We start from the raw sequence: 19471 nt of genomic DNA on the forward strand, positions 1-19471 counted from the left end.
GATGTGAGTGAATTTAAGGACAGATACGGCCGGAATACCAGCCGCAGTGCAACATGTCAGTAGTCTACTTTCCCGCGCATGGCCTTGATGCTACCGCGATTGCATTTACCTGCCAACCGGCGCTGCTGGCTGCCCCAGGTGGGTTTGGTGGCTTTGCGGGCTTTTATCGTGATGTTGGCCGCATCAAGCATGGCCTGCAGACGTTGCAGTGCGTCATGACGGTTTTGTTCCTGGGTGCGGTATTGCTGCGCTTTGATGATGATGACGCCGTCTTTGTTGATGCGCTGGTCACTACTGGCCAATAGCTTCTCTTTCAGGCTGTCAGGCAGGCGCGAGGCGCGAATGTCAAAGCGCAAATGGATGGCGGACGATACTTTGTTCACGTTCTGCCCACCCGCGCCCTGGGCGCGTATGGCAGTAAAAGTCACGTCATCCGGGTGGAGCTGGGCCAAGTCATTCTTCCTGCGGCAAAAGTCTGGCGGCAGTGTAGTGCCTGCCGTGTCTGGCGGCTAGCGCTATGTGCGCTGCTGCCGCCGCTCGGCAAAGGGTCGCTGTCCGTCGCAGCTGCGTTCGCGCTTTTTCAGGTACATGGCGTTATCTGCCTGCTCGATCAGCGCTTCCAGCTGGCTATGGGCGGTGACCGGGCAGTAACCGATGCTCGCGCTAACCGATACGATAGCGCCGGATGGCAAGGCGATAGGGCGGCTTAGCGCATAGTCCAGCTCGTCTATGGTGCGGCGTATCGCCTGGCTGCTGTCCCGGCACAGCGCCACAATGAATTCATCGCCACCAAAACGGCAGCACACGTCTTGCACCTGCAGGGTGGTAAGCAGGCGTTCTGCCGTGATTTGCAGCACCATATCGCCCGCTTTGTGGCCGTGCTGATCGTTGATGGGCTTGAAGCGGTCCAGGTCGATTTCCAGCAAAGCCTTGTCGCCAGGCCCGGCTGCCTGCTCCAGCATCTGGCTGATATGGCGTATGCCCGCGCGCCGGTTGTACAGCCCGGTAAGCAGGTCACGGTCTGCCATGTGTTGCATCTCGCGGTGGCTGCTGGCGAGCTGGCGCATGGCTTGCTCGGTGCGTTGCCGTGACTTTTTCAGCAAGTGCAGATTGTTATCGTGCCGCCTGGCCTGCTTGCACATGATGCGGCCTATGGCCAGGCACAGCAGCAGGCTGATGGTGGCGTTTTCTGCCACGGTGGCTACGGCAAAGGTGGGCAGATTGAACAGCTGCAGCGAAGCAATGGCGATCAGCCAGTTACAGAGCGATGCCACACAAAGCAGGCTAAAGCGCGACGTGGTGGCAACCAGCATCAAGTCGACAATCGCAAAACCCTGGGTCATGGACAAATAGCCGATGCCGATGCCGATGCGATCCAGCTCATAGCCGAACCACACCACGGTGGCAGGGTAGAGCAGGCCGCCACCTACATGGAACACATTGCCCCACCGCCTGGCGTTGCGGCCGTGCATCAGCATGAGTGCACCAAAAGCCCAGCAGATACCGGCGACACGCGGCAGCAGGATGCTTTGCCAGTGAGCCTGGTTCTGTACGTACTCCATGCACAGCATCAGCGTAAAGATGCTGCCTACCAGCAGCGCGGCGGTGCGTCTGGCCGGCAGGGCGTGCAGGTCTTGCCGTGCGTGGTAATACGCCATGCGGGAGGGCTTGTCCGGCGATAGCATGCTAGTAGCTGAAGATCTTTCCCGGGTTCAGCAACTGCGCCGGGTCTAGCGCCAGCTTGATGGCGCGCATCATGGCGATGCCGTGGGTGCCGGCTTCCGCCGCCAGATACGGCTGTTTGCCAATGCCGATGCCGTGCTCGCCGGTACAGGTGCCTTCCATGCCCTGCGCGCGTTGTATCAGGCGGTGATTGACAGCCTTGGCCTGTGCCATGGCGGCTTCGTCGCCGGGCTGTACCAGCAGCATCAGGTGGAAGTTGCCGTCGCCAACGTGGCCGAACAGCGGCGCTTGCATGCCTTCGTGCCGCAGGTCGGCGTAGGTAGCTTCAATGCACTCGCTCAGGCGCGATATCGGTACGCATACGTCGGTGGCCACGCAGCGGCTGCCTGGCTGCAGCTGCAAGCCGGCAAAGTAGGCGTTATGGCGCGCCTGCCACAGCTTGTTGCGCTCTTCGTCGCGCGTGGCCCAGGCAAAGCCGCCGCCACCGTTGGCCGCGGCCAGCTCGCCCACCATGGCGGCTTGTTCGGCCACGCTGTCGGCGGTGCCGTGGAACTCCAGAAACAGCGTAGGGCGCTCGGGGTAGTCGGTGCGGCTGTGGCGGTTCACCGCCTGCATGGTCAGCGCGTCCAGCATCTCGGCGCGGGCCAGCGGGATGCCGCACTGTATGCTCTGGATCACGGTATCCACCGCGCCGGTAACGCTGTCGAAATTCACTACCGCCGCCGACATGGCATCCGGCATGCCGTACAGGCGCACGGTGACTTCGGTAATGATCGCCAGCGTGCCTTCCGAACCCACCAGCAGGCGGGTCAGGTCGTAGCCGGCAGACGACTTGCGTGCCCGCGTACCGGTGTGGACCACCTCGCCGCTGGCCAGCACGGCGGTGAGTGCCAGTACGTTTTCGCGCATGGTGCCGTAGCGCACGGCGTTGGTACCACTGGCGCGCGTCGCGCTCATGCCGCCCAGTGTGGCGTCGGCGCCAGGGTCGATCGGAAAGAACAGCCCGCTGTGGCGTAGCTCCCGGTTGAGCTGCATGCGTGTCACGCCGGCTTCTACCGTGGCGGTGAGGTCGGCTTCGTGAATGGCCACGATGCGGTTCATCTGCGACAAGTCGATGCAGATGCCACCGTGTATGGCCAGCGTGTGGCCTTCCACCGAGCTGCCGGCACCATAAGGCACCATGGGCACGCCGTGCTGGCTGCACAGACAGGCAATCGCGCTGACCTCGGCCGTGCTGTGTGGCCACACCACGGCATCGGGCAGGGCGTCCGCGTGGCAGGACTCATCGTGGCCGTGGTGGGCACGCATGGCCTCGCTGGTGGACATGCGTTCGCCTAGCAGAGCGTGCAGTGCTGCCAGTAGTGGCTCGCATGGGGAAGCGGTTGTCATGGGTGTCTCAAGATGGGCGGATGCGGAATTATCACCCAAAATGAATAATGTGACAGTATTTATATATAGCGCTTACGTAACAACGCGAGTCGCTGTGGTGAAACCCGCAAGCCGCCCCGCGGTGGGACGGCTTGCGTCGCCGTGCCAGGGCTATTGCAGCAGCCAGCGCCCTTCGCCCTCTAGCTGCAGCTGGTGGCTATGGTGTACCAGCAGGGTGCTACGGTGCCCTACGCTGACCAGTACCGTGTCCGGCAGCTGGCTGCGCACCAGCCGGTATAGTGCGTCTTCCAGGCCTTCATCCATGGCCGAGGTGGCCTCATCCAGGAATGCCACTTTCGGTGCGGCCAACAGCAGGCGGCCAAATGCCAGGCGTTGCTGCTCGCCCAGCGACAGGATGCGGCTCCAGTCTGCCTCTTCGTCCAGCCGGCTGGCCAGGTGCCCCAGCTGTACCGCTTGCAAGGTGCGCTGGATACGGTCGGTGTCGGCAATGGCGGCCTGCGGGTAGCTCAGTGCATCGCGCAGGCTGCCTAGTGGCAGGTAGGGCTTTTGCGACAGGAACAGCACGCTGTCCAGCGGGTAGCCGATATTGCCCTGGCAATACGGCCACAGGCCGGCGATGGCGCGCAGCAAGGTGGTTTTGCCACTGCCGGACGGGCCGCGTATCAGCAGCGCATTACCCGCTGCCAGGCTCAGGCTCAGGCCGCTCAGCAGGGGGCGGCCATCCGGGGTAGTGACGTCCAGCTGGCCAAGCTGCAGGCCGCTGCTTTGCTGTTGCGTATGGGCACAGGGCAGGGCGTCGCTGGCTTCGGCGGCTTCCAGAAAGCCGGTAAGACGATCCAGCACCGCTTTGTATTGGGCAAAGTCGTCATAAGCACGGCGGAAGAAAGACAGATTGTCTTGCAGTTGCCCGAAAGCCTGTGCGGTTTGCACCATGTCGCCCAGCGAGATCTGTTTGGAGAAAAACCGTGGTGCCTGGATGATGAACGGGAACACGGCAGCGGTCTGGCTGACAACAAAGTTGAAACCGGTGAATTTCAGGTTACGGAACAGGATGGCCCAGCTGTTATCGATAAGTCGGCCGAAGCGCTGGCGTAGCTGCGCGCCTTCGACAAGGTGGCCACGGTAGAAGGCAATGCTCTCGCTGTACTCGCGTAGCCGCACCAGTGCGTAGCGGTAGTCCGCACCCAGTTTTTCGTTAAGGAAATTCAGGCGGATCAGCGGGCGGCCAATGCCAAAGGCAAACACCGTGGCCACGATCACGTACAGGTATACGGCAAACACCATGCCGCGCGGAATCTCCAGCCCGAATACCGCCAGCACGCCGGACAGACCCCACAGGATCAGGGTGAACTCGAAGGTGGATACCAGGGCATCGATCACGCCCATCGACAGCGCCAGGCTGCTGCTGACAAAACTGGCGATATCCTGCTGGATGCGCTGGTCCGGGTTGTCTACCGGGTCGGCCAGGTGCTGGGTGCGGTAAAACGTCTGCCCCTGCAGCCAGCGTGACAACATGCGCTCGTTCAGCCACTCGCGCCAGCGGATAACAAAAGCCTGCTGGATGTATACCTCGAACAGGCTGCGGCCAACGTGCACGCTGGCCAACACGGCAAAAATCAGCATGGATGCCCAGAACAGCTTGGCATCCAGCTTTTGCAGCGAGGCGTACATTTCGTTGTACCAGTTGGAAAACAGCACATTTACCCGCACCCCGGCCAGCGTTACCAGCAGCACCAGCAGGATGGTCAGCAATGGCCGCCAGCCGTTACTGGCCGGGCGGAAAAAGTCACCGGCCAGGCGCAGGAACTGGCGCCCCCAGCGGCTGAAACGGGTGGTGAGCCAGATGGCCATGCTGCTGATCAGCACCGTAATCAGCATGGCCTTGCCCAGCCAGATGCCGCTGGCCAATAGTTCGTTTCCCCAGTTCATGTTCTACGGCTCCTGTTGTCATTTTATTTGTGAAACAAAGCATGCTGCCGGGTGTGAAAGCGGCCTGCTAGGGGCTTGACGGCTTTGCTACAATAGCGGTTCGTTACTTAACCGATACAGGCCAAGTTGTCATGCTCAAGCTCTACAACACACTGACCCGCCAGAAAGAAGAATTCAAACCGCTCGTACCCGGCCAGGTAAAGATGTACGTGTGTGGCATGACTGTCTATGACCTGTGCCATATCGGCCACGCCCGTATGCTCACTGCCTTCGACGTGATCTACCGCTGGTTTGCCGCCAGCAACTACGACGTGACCTATGTGCGCAATATTACCGATATTGACGACAAGATCATCAAGCGTTCTGCCGAGCGTGGCATTACTGCCGATGCGCTGGTGGAAGAAACCATCGCCGACATGCACGCCGATACCGAAGCGCTGGGCCTGCTGCGGCCAACCTTCGAGCCGCGTGCCACCCAGCATATTGGCGGCATGCAGGACATCATCAGCAAGCTGATCCACCGTGGCAAGGCCTATCCGGCACCGAATGGCGACGTGTACTACGCGGTGCGCGAGTTCGACGGCTACGGCAAGCTGTCCGGCAAGACGCTGGAAAGCCTGCGCGCCGGCGAGCGTATCGACGTAGACCCGAACAAGCGCGACCCGTTCGACTTTGTGTTGTGGAAAGCCGCCAAGCCGGGCGAGCCGCAGTGGCAAAGCCCGTGGGGCGCCGGCCGCCCTGGCTGGCACATCGAGTGCTCGGCCATGAGCTGCCACCACCTGGGCGAGCATTTCGATATTCACGGCGGCGGCGAAGACCTGCAGTTCCCGCACCACGAGAACGAAATCGCGCAGAGCGAAGGCGCACACGGCCACCAGTACGTGAACTACTGGATGCACAACGGCTTTATCAACGTGGATGGCACCAAGATGTCCAAGAGCCTGGGCAACTTCTTTACCATCCGCGATGTGCTGGGCCATTTTGATGGCGAAGTGATCCGCTTCTTCATCGTGCGCAGCCACTACCGCAGCCCGGTGAACTTTACCGATGGCATCCTGAACGATGCCAAGCAGGGCCTGACCCGTTTGTACACCGCACTGCGTGGCCTGGACCTGCCAGCCAGCAGCGGCATTGACTGGGCCAACCCGTACGCGGCGCGCTTCAAGGCGGCGATGGACGATGACTTCGGCACCTCCGAAGCCGTATCGGTACTGTTCGAGCTGGCTGGCGAGGTGAACAAGAGCAAGGACCTGGCACTGGCGCGCCTGCTGAAAGACCTGGGCGGCGTGCTGGGCCTGTTGCAGCGCGACCCGGAAGCCTTCCTGCAAGGCGATAGCGCCGAGGGTGGCCTGAGCGCAGAACAGGTCGAGGCGCTGATCCAGGCGCGCAAGGACGCACGCGCCGCCAAAAACTGGGCCGAGTCCGACCGCATTCGCGACGAACTCACCGCCGCCGGCATCGTGCTGGAAGACAGCGCCGGTGCCACGACCTGGCGCCGTGCCTGAGTTGAAACCGCGCTGCCCATAGCAGGAAAGGTTGGCCGCGGCCAGCTTTTCCTTGCCAATGGCCGTTTTAGTCTGGATAATCACGCGTTTTGAAGAAGTACAGGCAAAACCCCTGTACCCGAGTTAAAAGGAAAAGCCATGCAAGCCGATATTCAGCCGAACTACAAAGAAGTAGCCGTTACCTGCTCCTGCGGTAACCAGTTCACCACCAAGTCCACCATGGCTAAAGACGCCTTCCACATTGAAGTGTGCTCCCAGTGCCACCCGTTCTACACCGGTAAACAGAAGATCGTTGATACCGCTGGTCGCGTTGATCGCTTCAACCAGAAGTTCGGCAGCTTCTTCAAGCGCTAATTACCGCTTGCAAGATGGACATAAAGGCAGCTTCGGCTGCCTTTTTTCATGCCTGTCGTGCCGCCATGGCGCGGTGCAGGCCGGCCTTGGCTGAAATGTCAGCTACAGCGCGTGGTCATATCGTCTACACTATGCCGGTTTACGTTTTCGAGCCTGTTAGATGATGCCCGTCAATATCGTGTACCTGTCGCACGGCAGCCGCAAATACCACGACCAGACCCGCTTTTCGGTGCTGACCCTGCTGCATCTGCTGTTGCAGCAGCAGCGCGATGATATCCGTATCGTGGTGTACACCGACGATGCCCGCGAAGTACCGCAGCACCCGTTGATCCGGGCCATTGTCCTGCAGCGCGCCGAGTTGGCCGCATTCCGTGGCCCGTTTGACTACGTGCATCGCATCAAGCTCAATGTATTGCGCCGTGCCAGCGCCGAGCTGGACGGCCCGCTGCTGTATGTAGACTGCGACACCCGTTGGCTGCATCTGCCCGACGGCATTTTCAGCCGCCTGCGCGGAGACGGCGGCCAGGCGCCGTTGTGCTGCATGCATGTGGCAGAGGGCGCGTTCTCGCCAGCGTTCTTCCCGGATTACCACCGTTATGTGCAGCAAAAGCAGGCGCAGCTGCAGCGGCTGGGCATTACCGATACCTCGCGGCTGTTGATGTGGAACGCCGGTGCCATTGGTGTACCGGCGGGCAGTACTGCCTTCTTTGATGACGTGATTGGTGTCAGCGATTATCTGTTTACCCGTGTGGTGCCGCGTAACTGGGTAGAGCAGTTTGCCCTGTCGCTGGTGGCTTGCAGCCGCTACGAAATGGTGGCACTGGATGCAGCCTTGCACCACTACTGGAACTACAGCTACGAAGCGCCGCTATATCTGGCCAGTTTTTTTGCCGCCCAGCCGCCGGGCTTGTCGGTACCGCAGCTGGCAGCCGCGTGCGCCCGGCACGACTGGCGCGAGGACGAGCTCAAGCGCCTGCAAGCGGCGCCAGAGCACAAACGCCAGCGCCGCCGTAACAAGCTGCGCAACTCGCTGCAAAAGCGCCGTATCGACCTGAAAATCGCCATCGCCCGCCTGGGTTTGCGCCTGCGTGGACAGCTAGGCTAGCCCGCAAGCCGTTTGTCCGCCCGCGCCACGCCGCTTGCCGCGTGGCGTTTGTTTTGCCTGCTAGGTGCAGGCGACGATTATCACTACAATGTCGGCTTACTCTCTTTTGGTCATTTCCGCGCATGCTGACTTATTCCGCGCAAAGCCAGGTGGCCGCCCGGCCTACCGAAAAACCCTGGGTACTGTTGCTGCTGTGTTTTGTCTGGCTATGGCCAGGTATTCTGGGGCATACCCCGTGGAAACCGGACGAGCCTTACGTCACTGCCGTGGTGCAGAGCTTTGTTGCGGGTGGCCACTGGCTGCTGCCCGCCATCGACGGCCAACCCTATCTGGAAAACTCGCCGTTGTACTACTGGGTCGCCGCCGGCCTGGCGCGTTTGCTGTCCCCGTGGTGGCTGCCGCTGCACGATGCGGCGCGGCTGGCGACGCCACTGTTCATGGCAGTGGCGCTGGCGTTTGCCGGGGGCATAGGGCGCGAGCTGATCGGCCGCCGCCACGGCCGCAGTGTGGTGATGATCCTGATCGGTTGTCTGGGGCTGATCGTTACCGGGCATGAAATGAACCCGATCGTGGCGGGCTTTGCCGGTTTCTCGGCGGCTTTGTACGCCATGGTGCTCAGCCGCCGTGCCCCGGCGCTGGCCGGTGCGCTGCTGGGCGCAGCTAGTGTGGTGGTATTCCTGTCTACCAACCTGCTGCAGCTCATGCTGGTGTGGAGTGTGGCGCTGCTGTTGCCGGCCTTCGCCAGCTGGCGTAACAAGCGCTACGCCATCACCCTGGCTATGGCGCTGTTGTTTGCCTTGCCTTTGCTCATGGTGTGGCCGTGGGCACTGTATAAAAACTACCCGCTGGTATTCCAGCAGTGGTGGCAGGCTTACGCGCTGGGGCCGCTGCACGGTTTTGGCGGTATCGGCCTGTTTCATGAGCTGGGCTACTACCCCAAGCTGGTGTTGTGGTACGCCTGGCCAGCTTGGCCGCTAGCGGCGTGGGCACTGTGGAAAAACCGCCGTTACGAACTGCCCATGCTGCAGCTGCCCTTGCTGAGCTTTGCGGTGTTGTTGCTGTTGCTGACCTTTTCCAATAACAGCCACACCGAAGAGGCCATGCCGCTGCTATTGCCGCTGGCGGTGCTGGCTGCGGTGGAGCTCGACAGCCTGCGTCGTGGCGCGGCAGCTTTCCTGAACTGGTTTGGCCTGATGGCCTTTGGCTTCTTTGCCTTGCTGGTGTGGCTGGGTTGGGCGGCCATGAACTTTGGCTGGCCGGCCAGGTTGGCCGCACGCGCCGAGTATTTCAGCCCTTACTACACGCCGCAGGTATCGCTGCTGGCTGTGCTGCTGGCGCTGCTGGCGACGGCGGTGTGGGTGTGGGCCGTTACGCGGCGCCATTTGCGTGGCCGCCAGGCCATTACCAACTGGGCCGCCGGCTTGTCGCTGCTGTGGGGTTTGCTGCTAACGCTGTGGCTACCGTTTCTGGACGCAGCCAAAAGCTACCAGCCGGTGGTGGCAGGCATGATGAAAGCCATGCCGGCAGGGGATAAATGCGTGGCGATAGACGAGCGCCAGATGATGGCGCGGGTAAGCTGGCAATATTACGCGCAGCTGCGCCTGAAGCCGGTGGCGGCAGGGCAAGCCGCGCCGTGCACGCTACAGCTGGTGGTGGGGGAGAAGGACCAGCCACCCCATTACGATGGCTGGCAGCTGCGCTGGCAGGGTAGCCGCCCGCGTGACAAGCACGAGGTGTACTACCTGCTGCAGCGCCTGCCGGCAGCGCATTAAGTTTGTGCTTGGATACTGCCAGTAAAAGCCAAGGCCACCGCATGCGGTGGCCTTGGCTTTTGGCGCGATTGCGGCCAACTTGGGTTGGCCGCAGGCTACGTGCTAGCTTTGTAGCTGTGGCAGCCGGGCAAACAGCTGCAGCGCTTCCGGGTTGGCCAGCGCGCTCAGGTTGTTCACCGGTTCGTCGTGAATCACGTTTTTCACTGCCAGCTCCACGATCTTGCCGCTGATGGTTTTGGGGATGTCGGCCACGGCAATGATCTTGGCCGGTACGTGGCGCGGGCTGGCGCCGTTCTTGATCCTGTCCTTGATGGCCGCCACCAGCTCGCTATCCAGCGCCTGGCCGTCGCGCAGTTTCACAAACAGTACCACGCGCTCGTCGTCCTGCCAGCGTTGGCCTACCACGATGCTTTCCAGTACCTGCGGGAAGGTTTCTACCTGGCGGTAGATTTCGGCGGTGCCGATGCGCACACCGCCCGGGTTCAGTACCGCGTCGGAGCGGCCGTAGATCACCATGCCGCCGTGTGCGGTGAGCTCGGCGTAGTCGCCGTGACACCACACGTCGGCAAAGCGGTCAAAGTAGGCCTTGCGGTATTTTTCGCCGTTGTCATCGCCCCAGAAGCCGATAGGCATGGACGGGAAGGGTTTGGTGCATACCAGCTCGCCTTTTTCGCCCTGTACCGGTTTGCCATGGTCGTTGCGTATTTCTACCGCCATGCCCAGGCCACGGCATTGCAGCTCGCCACGGTATACCGGCAAGGCGGCGCAGCCTAGTGCAAAGCAGGACACGATATCGGTGCCGCCGGAGATGGACGCCAGGTTCATGTCGGCCTTGATGGCCTGGTAGGCCCAGTCGAAGCTTTCTGCCACCAGCGGCGATCCGGTAGAGAACACGGCGCGCAGGCTGGACAGGTCGTAGTGCTGGCGTGGCTGCAGGTCGATTTTCTTCAGGCCGTCGATGTACTTGGCCGAGGTGCCAAAATGGCTGCAGCGGTAAGCCTGGGCGTACTCCCACAGGATATGGCCGCCCTTGGCAAACGGCGAGCCGTCGTACAGCATCAGCGTGGCACCGCTACCCAGGCCGGACACCAGCCAGTTCCACATCATCCAGCCGCAGGTGGTGAAGTAGAACAGGCGGTCGCCCGCGTGGATATCGGCGTGCAGCTGGTGTTCTTTCAGATGCTGCAGCAAAGTGCCGCCGTGGCCATGCACGATGCACTTGGGTTTGCCAGTGGTGCCGCTGGAATACAGGATGAACAAGGGGTGATTGAAGGGCACGCGCACAAAAGCCAGCTCGCGTGCCACAAAGCCCTGCATGAAGCCATCCAGCGTGCTGGCCTGCGGCAGGCTGGCCGCAAAAGCGTCAGCCTCGCCCAGGTAGGGCACCACCACGATTTTTTCTACCGATGGCAAGCCGGCAGCGATAACACGCATCTTGTCCAGGATCTGCACCTGCTTGCCGTTGTACCAGTAGCCATCGGGGCAGAACAGGATGCGCGGCGCGGTCTGGCCAAAGCGGTCGATGGCACCGTCGGTGCCGAAGTCCGGCGAGCAGCTGGTCCATACCGCGCCCAGGCTGGTGGCGGCCAGCATGGCGGCCAGCGTTTCCGGCATATTGGGCATATAGCCGGCAATGCGGTCACCACACTGTATGCCGTGTTCTTTCATGGCCTGCTGCAGGCGTGATACCAGATCGTTCAGCTCCCACCAGCTCAGCTCGCGTTTTACCTTGTCTTCGCCCCAGAATGTTACTGCCAGCGCATCGTCTTTGCGCCGCAACATGTTTTCGGCGTAGTTCAGCGCGGCTTCGGGAAAAAAGCGCGCCTCGCGCATGCCACCCGGCTGCTGCAGCACGATCCCGCCCTTGCTGCCCAGCACGCCGCTGTAATCCCACACCTGGTTCCAGAACCGGTCTGGCCGGTCTACGCTGGCCTGCCACAGGCTGTCGTAGTCGGCATAGCCGCTGCCGTCCAGCGTGGACATCAGTTTGCTGAAGGCTGCCAGGTGGGTGGCGGCAGCGCGGCCCGGGGCGGGCTGCCAGATAGGGGTATCCGGTGCGTGCATGGGTGGGTCTCCTCTGTGTCGTGTTATTCCGGCGGTATGGCTAGTGTACGACGACTTACGTTAACGTAACAGGCTCAGTCTTCCTGATAGCTGCCGTCGTGCATCCAGCGGGCGTGTTGTGGCGCTTTACGCGTGGCCGCCCACTCGTTGAGCATGTCCCATTTCACTTCGTCCAGCAGCTGCATCATTTTGGGCGTGCCGGTATTGCAGGCTAGCTCCAGGCGGTGGCCGTTGGGGTCGAAGAAATAAATGCTGTGGAAAATGGTGTGGTTGGTGGGGCCGATCACCTTGATGCCCGCCGCCTCCAGCCGTGCCTTGGTGGCTAGCAGGGTGTCCATGCTATCTACCTGTAACGCCAGGTGCTGCACCCAGGCCGGGGTGTTGGTATCGCGGCCCATTTCCGGGCTGTTTGGCAGCTCGAAGAATGCCAGGATATTGCCCTGGCCGGCGTCCAGAAACACGTGCATGTACGGGTCTGGCTGCTTGGTGGATGGCACTTCGTTTTCGGCAATAGCCAGCACAAACTTCATGTCGAGGTGTTTTACATACCACTCGACGGTTTCTTTGGCGTCTTTGCAGCGGTAGGCCACGTGGTGGATTTTCTGGATCAGCATGGTGTTGTCTCCGTGGGCAGGGCAGCGATGGCTGCATGGGCTGAACCATACTGCATTGTTAGATATTGCTCAATAGATTCTATATTAACAAACATTCGCACCGCGGCAGCAATGCTACACTGCGGCCAACCTCACTCGCTTATATCGTTATGGACGCAGAAAAAGACGCCCGCCGCGGCATTCAATCTATTGAAGTGGGCGGCACCCTGTTGCAAGCGCTGGTACGTGCCGGCGCACCGATGATGCTGAAAGACCTGGCGCGCGACGCGGGCATGCCGCCAGCCAAGGCGCACCCTTATCTGGTGAGCTTTGGCAAACTGGGTCTGGTAGAGCAGGACACGGTGACCGGCCAGTACCGGCTGGGCAGCTTTGCCCTGCAGATGGGCCTGACCGCGCTGCACGAGCTGGATGCAGTGAAGATTGCCAGCGACGCTGCCACCCGGCTGGCGCTGGACATTAACCAGAACGTGGCGCTGGCGGTGTGGGGCAACCACGGGCCTACCGTGGTACGCATCGTGGAGTGCAACCGCATCGTGCACATCAATATGCGCGCCGGCAGCGTGATGTCGGTGCTGGATTCGGCCACCGGCCGCGTGTTTGCCGCCTGGCTGCCGGCCGAGCTGACGCGTGCCGTGATAGAAAGCGAGCTGGCGCACAAGCCGTCCGGGCAGCAGCCCGGGCTGGCGGCTACGCTGGCCGAGGTGCGCGAGCACGGCATGGCCCGCGCAGTGGGCTATCCGCTGCCAGGCATCAATGCACTGTCGGCACCGGTGTTCGACAGCAGCGGCCAACTGGCACTGGCCATTACCACGCTAGGCCCCGCTGCAGATTTTGACCCCGCCTGGGGCGGCGAGCTGGCCCGCAAGCTGGCTGCTTGCGCTGCAGCCATATCGTATAGCCTGGGTTTTAATGCAGCAGCGGGGGGCTAAGCTTTCTGCTGTGGTGCAGCATCAACACCTAATCGAAACAAGCTGGCTATAAATTGGCCATCAATTTTAAATATTAATTTTAATAACGTATGCTGTCATAGCCACCTTGGGTGGCTATATTTTTTTTAAATCAGCTACTTAAGGCGATGTGCACTGCTGCGGTGCACGTTATCCTATAAGAATGCGTGTAAAAAAAACCGGTTGGCATTAATGAAATTTGTACGATTGTTGTAAAATATAGGTGAAAGAATGGCAGTGTGAACAGCAATGCTATTTATCGAAATACCGTGCCGCGTCATCCCACTGCGGCGGTATGCTTACTGCAGGAAGTACACCATGAAAACCGGCCGCCTCAAGCAAGGCTCTGCCATAGTCAGCAATATCATCTTGTTACTGGATGCCCTTACCGTGTGGCAGGCCGCCGAGCTGGCGACCTGGCTGCGTTTTGGCGGCAGTAGCACCCTGCCACTGGGCTACGACAGCCTGATTGTAGCCACCAGCCTGTTAGCCATGCTGTGCTCGTCGCTGGTGTACCAGTCTTTCCGTGGCGGCTCGTGGCAGGCCATGTACGGGCGTGTAGTACTGGCGTGGGTCATCACAATAGGCTTGTTGTTGTCCTGGCTGTTTTTCAGCAAAAGCTCTGAAGCGTATTCGCGCCTGTTTGTGGGCACCTGGATAGCCAGCATGCTGCCGCTGCTGCTGCTGCAGCGTACCCTGGTGATGCAGGCCCTGCGCTGGCTGCACCGCCGTGGCGTAAACACCCGCGAAGTGCTGCTGATAGGCAAGGGCCCCATGAGCAACGACCTGGCCAAGCGCGCCCGTGAGGCATCGTGGAGCGGCTTTAAAGTCACGCGCCAGGTCAGTGCCAACGACCTGGCACGCATTACCCAGCTAGCCAGTGACGCCACCTACGACGAAGTGTGGATCAACCTGCCCGCGCACGAAGCTTCCAGCATCCCTGCTGTGCTAGATGCGCTAAAACACAGCGCTGCCGATATCCGCGTGGTGCCAGATCTGCTGACCTACCGTATGATCAACCACGGCGTAACCTTCATCATGGGCGTGCCTATGCTGGATATCAGCGGTAGCGCACTGGGTGGCATAAACCGACTGATCAAGCAGATAGAAGACTACGTACTGGCCAGCATCATCCTGCTTATGATCAGCCCGCTGATGCTGGGTATTGCCGCCGCCGTGAAGCTGACATCGCCCGGCCCTGTGATCTTTCGCCAGAAGCGCCACGGCTGGGGCGGTGAAGAGATTGTGGTGTACAAGTTTCGCAGTATGGCCGTGCACCAGGAGCACGACAAAGTGACCCAGGCCACCAAAAACGACGCCCGCATTACCCCGCTGGGGGCGTTTTTGCGCCGCACCAGCCTGGACGAGCTGCCGCAGTTCATCAATGTACTGCAAGGCCGCATGAGCATAGTAGGCCCGCGCCCGCACGCCGTGCAGCATAACCACTACTATAAAGAGCTGATCCCCAACTACATGCTGCGGCACAAGATGAAGCCCGGCATAACCGGCTGGGCCCAGGTAAACGGCCTGCGCGGCGAAACCGACACCATAGACAAAATGAAATGGCGTGTGGAATACGACCTGCACTACCTGGAGCATTGGTCGGTATGGCTGGATCTGCGCATTGTGTTCCTGACGGTATTCAAGGGCTTTGTGAACAAAAACGCTTATTAACACTGGATATGATATGACCATCAAAGTTTTGACTGTTTTTGGCACACGCCCCGAGGCTATCAAAATGGCCCCGCTGGTACACGCGCTGGCCGAAGCCGATGGTATCGATAGCAAGGTATGCGTGACAGCCCAGCACCGCGAAATGCTGGATCAAGTACTGGCGCTATTTGAAATAAAGCCAGATTACGACCTGAATATCATGAAGCCAGGCCAAAGCCTGTCTCAGATAACCAGCACCATACTGCAAGGCATGGAGCCAGTGCTGGCAGACTTCAAACCGGATATCGTGCTTGTACACGGTGATACCAGCACCACGCTGGCCGCTAGCCTGGCCGCATTTTATGCCCGCATCAAAGTAGGCCACGTAGAGGCTGGTTTGCGTACTGGCAACCTGTATTCACCATGGCCAGAAGAAGCCAACCGTAAACTGACCGGTGCATTGGCCGAATGGCACTTTGCCCCTACCGATACCAGTAGCCAAAACCTGGCAAAAGAAAATATACCTGCCAGCCAGGTAGCCATTACCGGCAATACCGTCATTGACGCGCTGCTATGGGTAAAAGCCAAACTGGATAGCAACGTCAAATTTGCAGAGCAGTTTAGCCAGCAGTTTGCTTTCCTGGACAGTAGCAAGCGCATGGTTCTGGTTACAGGGCACCGCCGCGAAAGCTTTGGCAGCGGCTTTGAAAATATTTGCAGTGCGCTGGCACAGTTGGCCGCAGATTACCCGGATGTACAGATTGTTTACCCCGTGCACCTTAACCCCAACGTACGTGAGCCGGTAAACCGCATACTGTCTGGCGTGGACAATGTGTACCTTATCGAGCCACAAGATTACCTGCCATTTGTCTACCTGATGGATAAAGCCCATATCATTCTGACGGATTCGGGTGGTATTCAGGAAGAGGCACCATCGCTGGGTAAGCCAGTACTGGTAATGCGCGATACCACCGAGCGGCCAGAAGCAGTAGCTGCCGGCACAGTAAAACTGGTAGGCACCGACCAGTCAAACATCATTAGCACCGTTAAACAGCTACTGGACAATCAGCAAGCTTATCTAAGCATGTCCAAAGCGCACAACCCTTATGGCGATGGCAAAGCATGCCAGCGCATTGTAGAAATCATTAAAACTTCACAAGGGAAATAGTATGTCTTTCAGCAAAATCTCTGTTATTGGCCTGGGCTATATCGGTTTGCCTACCGCGGCTGTCATTGCATCGCGTGGTATCGAGGTAATTGGTGTTGACGTTAACCAGCACGCAGTAGATACCATCAACCAAGGCAATATCCATATTGTAGAGCCGGATCTGGACATAGTCGTACGCAGCACGGTAATGACCGGCAAGCTGCGCGCCACCACCAAGCCAGAAGCAGCAGAGGCATTTGTTGTGGCCGTGCCCACTCCGTTTAAAGGTGAAAACCACGAGCCGGATTTGAGCTATATCGAATCTGCGGCCAACGCTATCGCCCCGGTGCTGGAAAAAGGTAATCTGGTGATTCTGGAAAGCACCTCGCCAGTAGGTGCCACCGAGCAGATGGCCGCCTGGTTGGCCGCAGCTCGCCCGGATCTGACCTTTCCACAGCAAAAAGGCGAAGCCGCCGATATCCGTGTAGCACACTGCCCGGAACGCGTACTGCCCGGCTATGTGTTGCAAGAGCTGGTAAGCAACGACCGCGTTATTGGCGGCATGTCGGCAGCCTGCAGCGCACGCGCAGTTGAGCTGTACAAGACCTTCGTACGTGGCGAGTGCATTATTACCAATGCCCGAACTGCCGAAATGGCCAAGCTGACAGAAAACAGCTTCCGCGACGTAAACATTGCTTTTGCCAACGAGCTATCGCTAATCTGCGACAAGCTGAAAATCAATGTATGGGAGCTGATCAAGCTGGCAAACCGCCACCCACGTGTAAATATCCTGAATCCCGGCCCAGGGGTAGGCGGGCACTGCATTGCCGTAGACCCGTGGTTTATCGTAAACAGCTGCCCGGATGAGGCAAAGCTGATTCGCCAGGCCCGCGAGGTGAATGACTACAAGCCGCAGTATGTGATTGAAAAGATTGCCGCCGCTGCGGATCAATTTAAAAAGCCAGTCATTGCCTGCTTTGGTTTGGCATTTAAGGCTGATATTGATGACCTACGTGAAAGCCCTGCTTTGGAAATCGTTAAATCATTAGCAGAAAAAGAAATCGGCAAAGTAATCGCTGTAGAGCCAAATATTGATACTTTGCCAAGTAAGTTAAAAGATGCAGGTATTGAATTGAGCGATGTTGAGTCAGCTTTAAATTTTGCAAATATCATTGTGATTTTAGTAGATCATAAGGAATTTAAAGTGATCGATAAGAGTAGCTTTGCAACTAAAATTGCAATTGACACACGCGGCATTATTTAGTATTAAATTTTTTTAAATCACACTAAGTAGTTTTAGTAACTAAATGAAAGTTATTCTATTGTTGCTGTGGGGCTGTCGCTTGTTGATTCATTTGGCGCGACACGGTCTAGATTTTTTCATCAAGTTACAAGGGGTTACTTAGTCGCTGTCTTCAATTATGGCTTTAGAATATCTAGTGTTCTTTATTTTTGACCTAGTCGTGAGTCGTTCTGTAGTTTTGTGCATACGATCTATTTGATGGTTGTTTTAGAGGTAGAGTTTAGCAATTCATCTCTCGCTAAAAATGTATTGCACAAGTTTTTTATGGAAGTGGAGTGTGAATTGATAATGAAATATTTTCGAATGGCCATGTACTTCTTGTATATGGCAATTTTTAGGCACACCCCCGAGCCATATAGGCCATATTCATTCTTTCTTCCAAAGGTACGTGTTTTCTTAGTAAGAAATTTCTTAACTGAGTGCGGCGATGGTTTGGTTGTTGGTTCTAATGCGGATATATCTTATGATATTAAAATTGGATCAAATAGTGGGATTGGCACTAGATCGGTTATACAAAGGAAAGTGACGATAGGTAGTGGTGTGATGATGGGGCCTGATGTAAAAATCTATAGTACAACGCATGGGCACTCCAAATTAGATGAATTCATGTATTTACAGCCAATAACAATTGTTCCTACAAGTATTGGCAATGATGTCTGGATCGGCGCAAATTCAATAATTTTGCCCGGGAAAAAAATAGGCAATCATGTCATCATTGGTGCAGGATCCGTTGTTACGAAAGATATACCCGATTGGGCTATTGTAGGGGGTAATCCTGCAAGAGTCATTAGGTTCCGCAAAGAGGTTATATAAAAGTCATTATTAATGTTTCCGTGTATATAGGAGTGGCTTGTGCTATCAAGTGCAAAAAGATTAATTGAGCAGGTTGCTTTTTCCGGTGCGAACTTATTTGTTGGCGTTGCAATTGCACATAACTTTACTTCAGATGGCCTGACGAATTTTAGTGTGGCTATAATCGTTGCCACACTTGGCGTTACATTAATTCGAGCAATGATTCTCGATCCTGTTAGTTTAAGATTTATTAAAATTAGTGATGTGAGAATTAATGGTTTTTATCTTTTTTTGGTGCCGCTTCTTATTTTGTTCCCATTTGTGTTCGTGTGGGAACCTGTTGGTGTTTTGTCTTTATTTATCTATTTGTTTGCGACATACTGTGGTGTTGAATTCTCTAGAGTAAAGAAAAATAATCACAATGAAAGCTTGGTTTTATCATTGCTCTTTTTGATCGGCGCTGTAATTATATTTGTTTTTTGTAAACAAGGGGCGGGTAATTGGGTTCTTTTTCTTGTTATGTGCTTTCCAGCTGTTTATCCACTGAGATTTTATCGATTACTTATTAAAATAAGGGTGAATTGTGTTTTGTTTCGTTTAGTATATTGCAAGGTCTTGAGAGCTAATGCGCTCCCTGTAATTGTTAATCAGATGATATTGAATCTACCATTTTTATTGGTTGCATTTGTTGATAAAGCACTTGTCGAGGTTCTATATATTGTACGATCTGTTTTTCAGCCAATTAATGTTGTGCTTAGATCGATGGAGGTTGTACACAAGCGGCAGATAGGTCGTAGTGAAAATAAAATAAACACTGCTGTAAAAAGCGTCTGTCTAGCTACATTAATACTAGTGCTCTATTTTATATTGGCTTTCTTTTTTGCAGATCAGGTTGTCTATTTGTTGTATAAAAGAATTTTTGATTATTTAAATTGGTGTATTTTTCTATTTTGGGTTTATCTTACAATTTTATGGTTTAACGTCTATATCGAATCACTTCTGGTGATCGAATCGAAGCTAAGCACAACACTTGGTCCGCGTATTTTAATCATGTTTTTAGGTGGTGGACTATTTGTTGCTGCCTATTTGCACCAGAGCCTGACCTCTATGATCGTGCTAGTAGTGAGTATTTTTCAAATAGGAATGCTAGCCTTAATGAACTTCAAAGTAATCAATTCAATTGTTAGGTGGAAACCATTTTTTTGAGGATAATG

At 57.0% G+C, this 19471-nt stretch carries 16 protein-coding genes; 10 read left to right on the top strand and 6 right to left on the bottom strand.

Features of this window, described 5'->3' with window-relative positions; all coding sequences use genetic code 11:
• Positions 1–56: 56 nt before the first annotated feature.
• From arfB to PQU95_RS02650, 4 genes are all read right to left on the bottom strand, one after another.
• The gene (arfB, locus tag PQU95_RS02635) at positions 57–452 is read right to left on the bottom strand and encodes an alternative ribosome rescue aminoacyl-tRNA hydrolase ArfB (protein ID WP_272750556.1); all 396 of its coding nucleotides are present in this window, start codon (positions 450–452) and stop codon (positions 57–59) included.
• A gap of 63 nt (positions 453–515) precedes the next feature.
• On the bottom strand, positions 516–1685 hold the full coding sequence (locus tag PQU95_RS02640; RefSeq protein ID WP_272750557.1) for a sensor domain-containing diguanylate cyclase: 1170 nt from the start codon (positions 1683–1685) through the stop codon (positions 516–518).
• Position 1686: 1 nt separating this feature from the next.
• On the bottom strand, positions 1687–3072 hold the full coding sequence (locus tag PQU95_RS02645) for an FAD-binding oxidoreductase (RefSeq protein WP_272750558.1): 1386 nt from the start codon (positions 3070–3072) through the stop codon (positions 1687–1689).
• Positions 3073–3222: 150 nt separating this feature from the next.
• On the bottom strand, positions 3223–5001 hold the full coding sequence (locus PQU95_RS02650; protein ID WP_272750559.1) for an ABC transporter ATP-binding protein/permease: 1779 nt from the start codon (positions 4999–5001) through the stop codon (positions 3223–3225).
• Positions 5002–5132: 131 nt separating this feature from the next.
• On the opposite strand from PQU95_RS02650, the gene cysS reads away from it, so the two are divergent.
• The 4 genes from cysS to PQU95_RS02670 all read left to right on the top strand — a co-directional run bounded on the left by cysS (position 5133) and on the right by PQU95_RS02670 (position 9737).
• On the top strand, positions 5133–6506 hold the full coding sequence (cysS, locus tag PQU95_RS02655; protein WP_272750560.1) for a cysteine--tRNA ligase: 1374 nt from the start codon (positions 5133–5135) through the stop codon (positions 6504–6506).
• Positions 6507–6644: 138 nt separating this feature from the next.
• Positions 6645–6860 (top strand): 50S ribosomal protein L31, encoded by a 216-nt coding sequence (gene rpmE / locus PQU95_RS02660; protein WP_017508844.1) that lies wholly within the window; start codon positions 6645–6647, stop codon positions 6858–6860.
• 160 nt (positions 6861–7020) lie between these two features.
• Positions 7021–7965: a hypothetical protein gene (locus PQU95_RS02665; protein WP_272750561.1), complete on the top strand. Its 945-nt coding sequence runs from the start codon at positions 7021–7023 to the stop codon at positions 7963–7965.
• Between the two features lie 122 nt (positions 7966–8087).
• Complete coding sequence (locus tag PQU95_RS02670; protein ID WP_272750562.1) at positions 8088–9737, top strand: ArnT family glycosyltransferase; 1650 nt, start codon at positions 8088–8090, stop codon at positions 9735–9737.
• 102 nt (positions 9738–9839) lie between these two features.
• Here PQU95_RS02670 and PQU95_RS02675 read toward each other — a convergent pair whose 3' ends face one another.
• Both PQU95_RS02675 and PQU95_RS02680 read right to left on the bottom strand, forming a co-directional pair.
• Positions 9840–11801, bottom strand: coding sequence for an acetoacetate--CoA ligase (locus tag PQU95_RS02675; protein ID WP_272750563.1), 1962 nt, complete (start codon positions 11799–11801; stop codon positions 9840–9842).
• 74 nt (positions 11802–11875) lie between these two features.
• Positions 11876–12415, bottom strand: coding sequence for a VOC family protein (locus PQU95_RS02680; RefSeq protein WP_272750564.1), 540 nt, complete (start codon positions 12413–12415; stop codon positions 11876–11878).
• Positions 12416–12564: 149 nt separating this feature from the next.
• On the opposite strand from PQU95_RS02680, the gene PQU95_RS02685 reads away from it, so the two are divergent.
• The 6 genes from PQU95_RS02685 to PQU95_RS02710 all read left to right on the top strand — a co-directional run bounded on the left by PQU95_RS02685 (position 12565) and on the right by PQU95_RS02710 (position 19463).
• Complete coding sequence (locus tag PQU95_RS02685) at positions 12565–13344, top strand: IclR family transcriptional regulator (RefSeq protein WP_272750565.1); 780 nt, start codon at positions 12565–12567, stop codon at positions 13342–13344.
• Positions 13345–13680: 336 nt separating this feature from the next.
• Positions 13681–15036: an undecaprenyl-phosphate glucose phosphotransferase gene (locus PQU95_RS02690; RefSeq protein WP_272750566.1), complete on the top strand. Its 1356-nt coding sequence runs from the start codon at positions 13681–13683 to the stop codon at positions 15034–15036.
• Positions 15037–15049: 13 nt separating this feature from the next.
• Positions 15050–16183: a non-hydrolyzing UDP-N-acetylglucosamine 2-epimerase gene (gene wecB, locus PQU95_RS02695; protein ID WP_373321366.1), complete on the top strand. Its 1134-nt coding sequence runs from the start codon at positions 15050–15052 to the stop codon at positions 16181–16183.
• Position 16184: 1 nt separating this feature from the next.
• On the top strand, positions 16185–17426 hold the full coding sequence (wecC, locus tag PQU95_RS02700) for a UDP-N-acetyl-D-mannosamine dehydrogenase (RefSeq protein ID WP_272750567.1): 1242 nt from the start codon (positions 16185–16187) through the stop codon (positions 17424–17426).
• A gap of 237 nt (positions 17427–17663) precedes the next feature.
• Positions 17664–18278, top strand: coding sequence for an acyltransferase (locus PQU95_RS02705; protein ID WP_272750568.1), 615 nt, complete (start codon positions 17664–17666; stop codon positions 18276–18278).
• 39 nt (positions 18279–18317) lie between these two features.
• Positions 18318–19463: a hypothetical protein gene (locus PQU95_RS02710; RefSeq protein ID WP_272750569.1), complete on the top strand. Its 1146-nt coding sequence runs from the start codon at positions 18318–18320 to the stop codon at positions 19461–19463.
• Positions 19464–19471: the final 8 nt, after the last annotated feature.

It is taken from the genome of Vogesella aquatica, assembly GCF_028548455.1.
GTDB lineage: Bacteria > Pseudomonadota > Gammaproteobacteria > Burkholderiales > Chromobacteriaceae > Vogesella > Vogesella aquatica.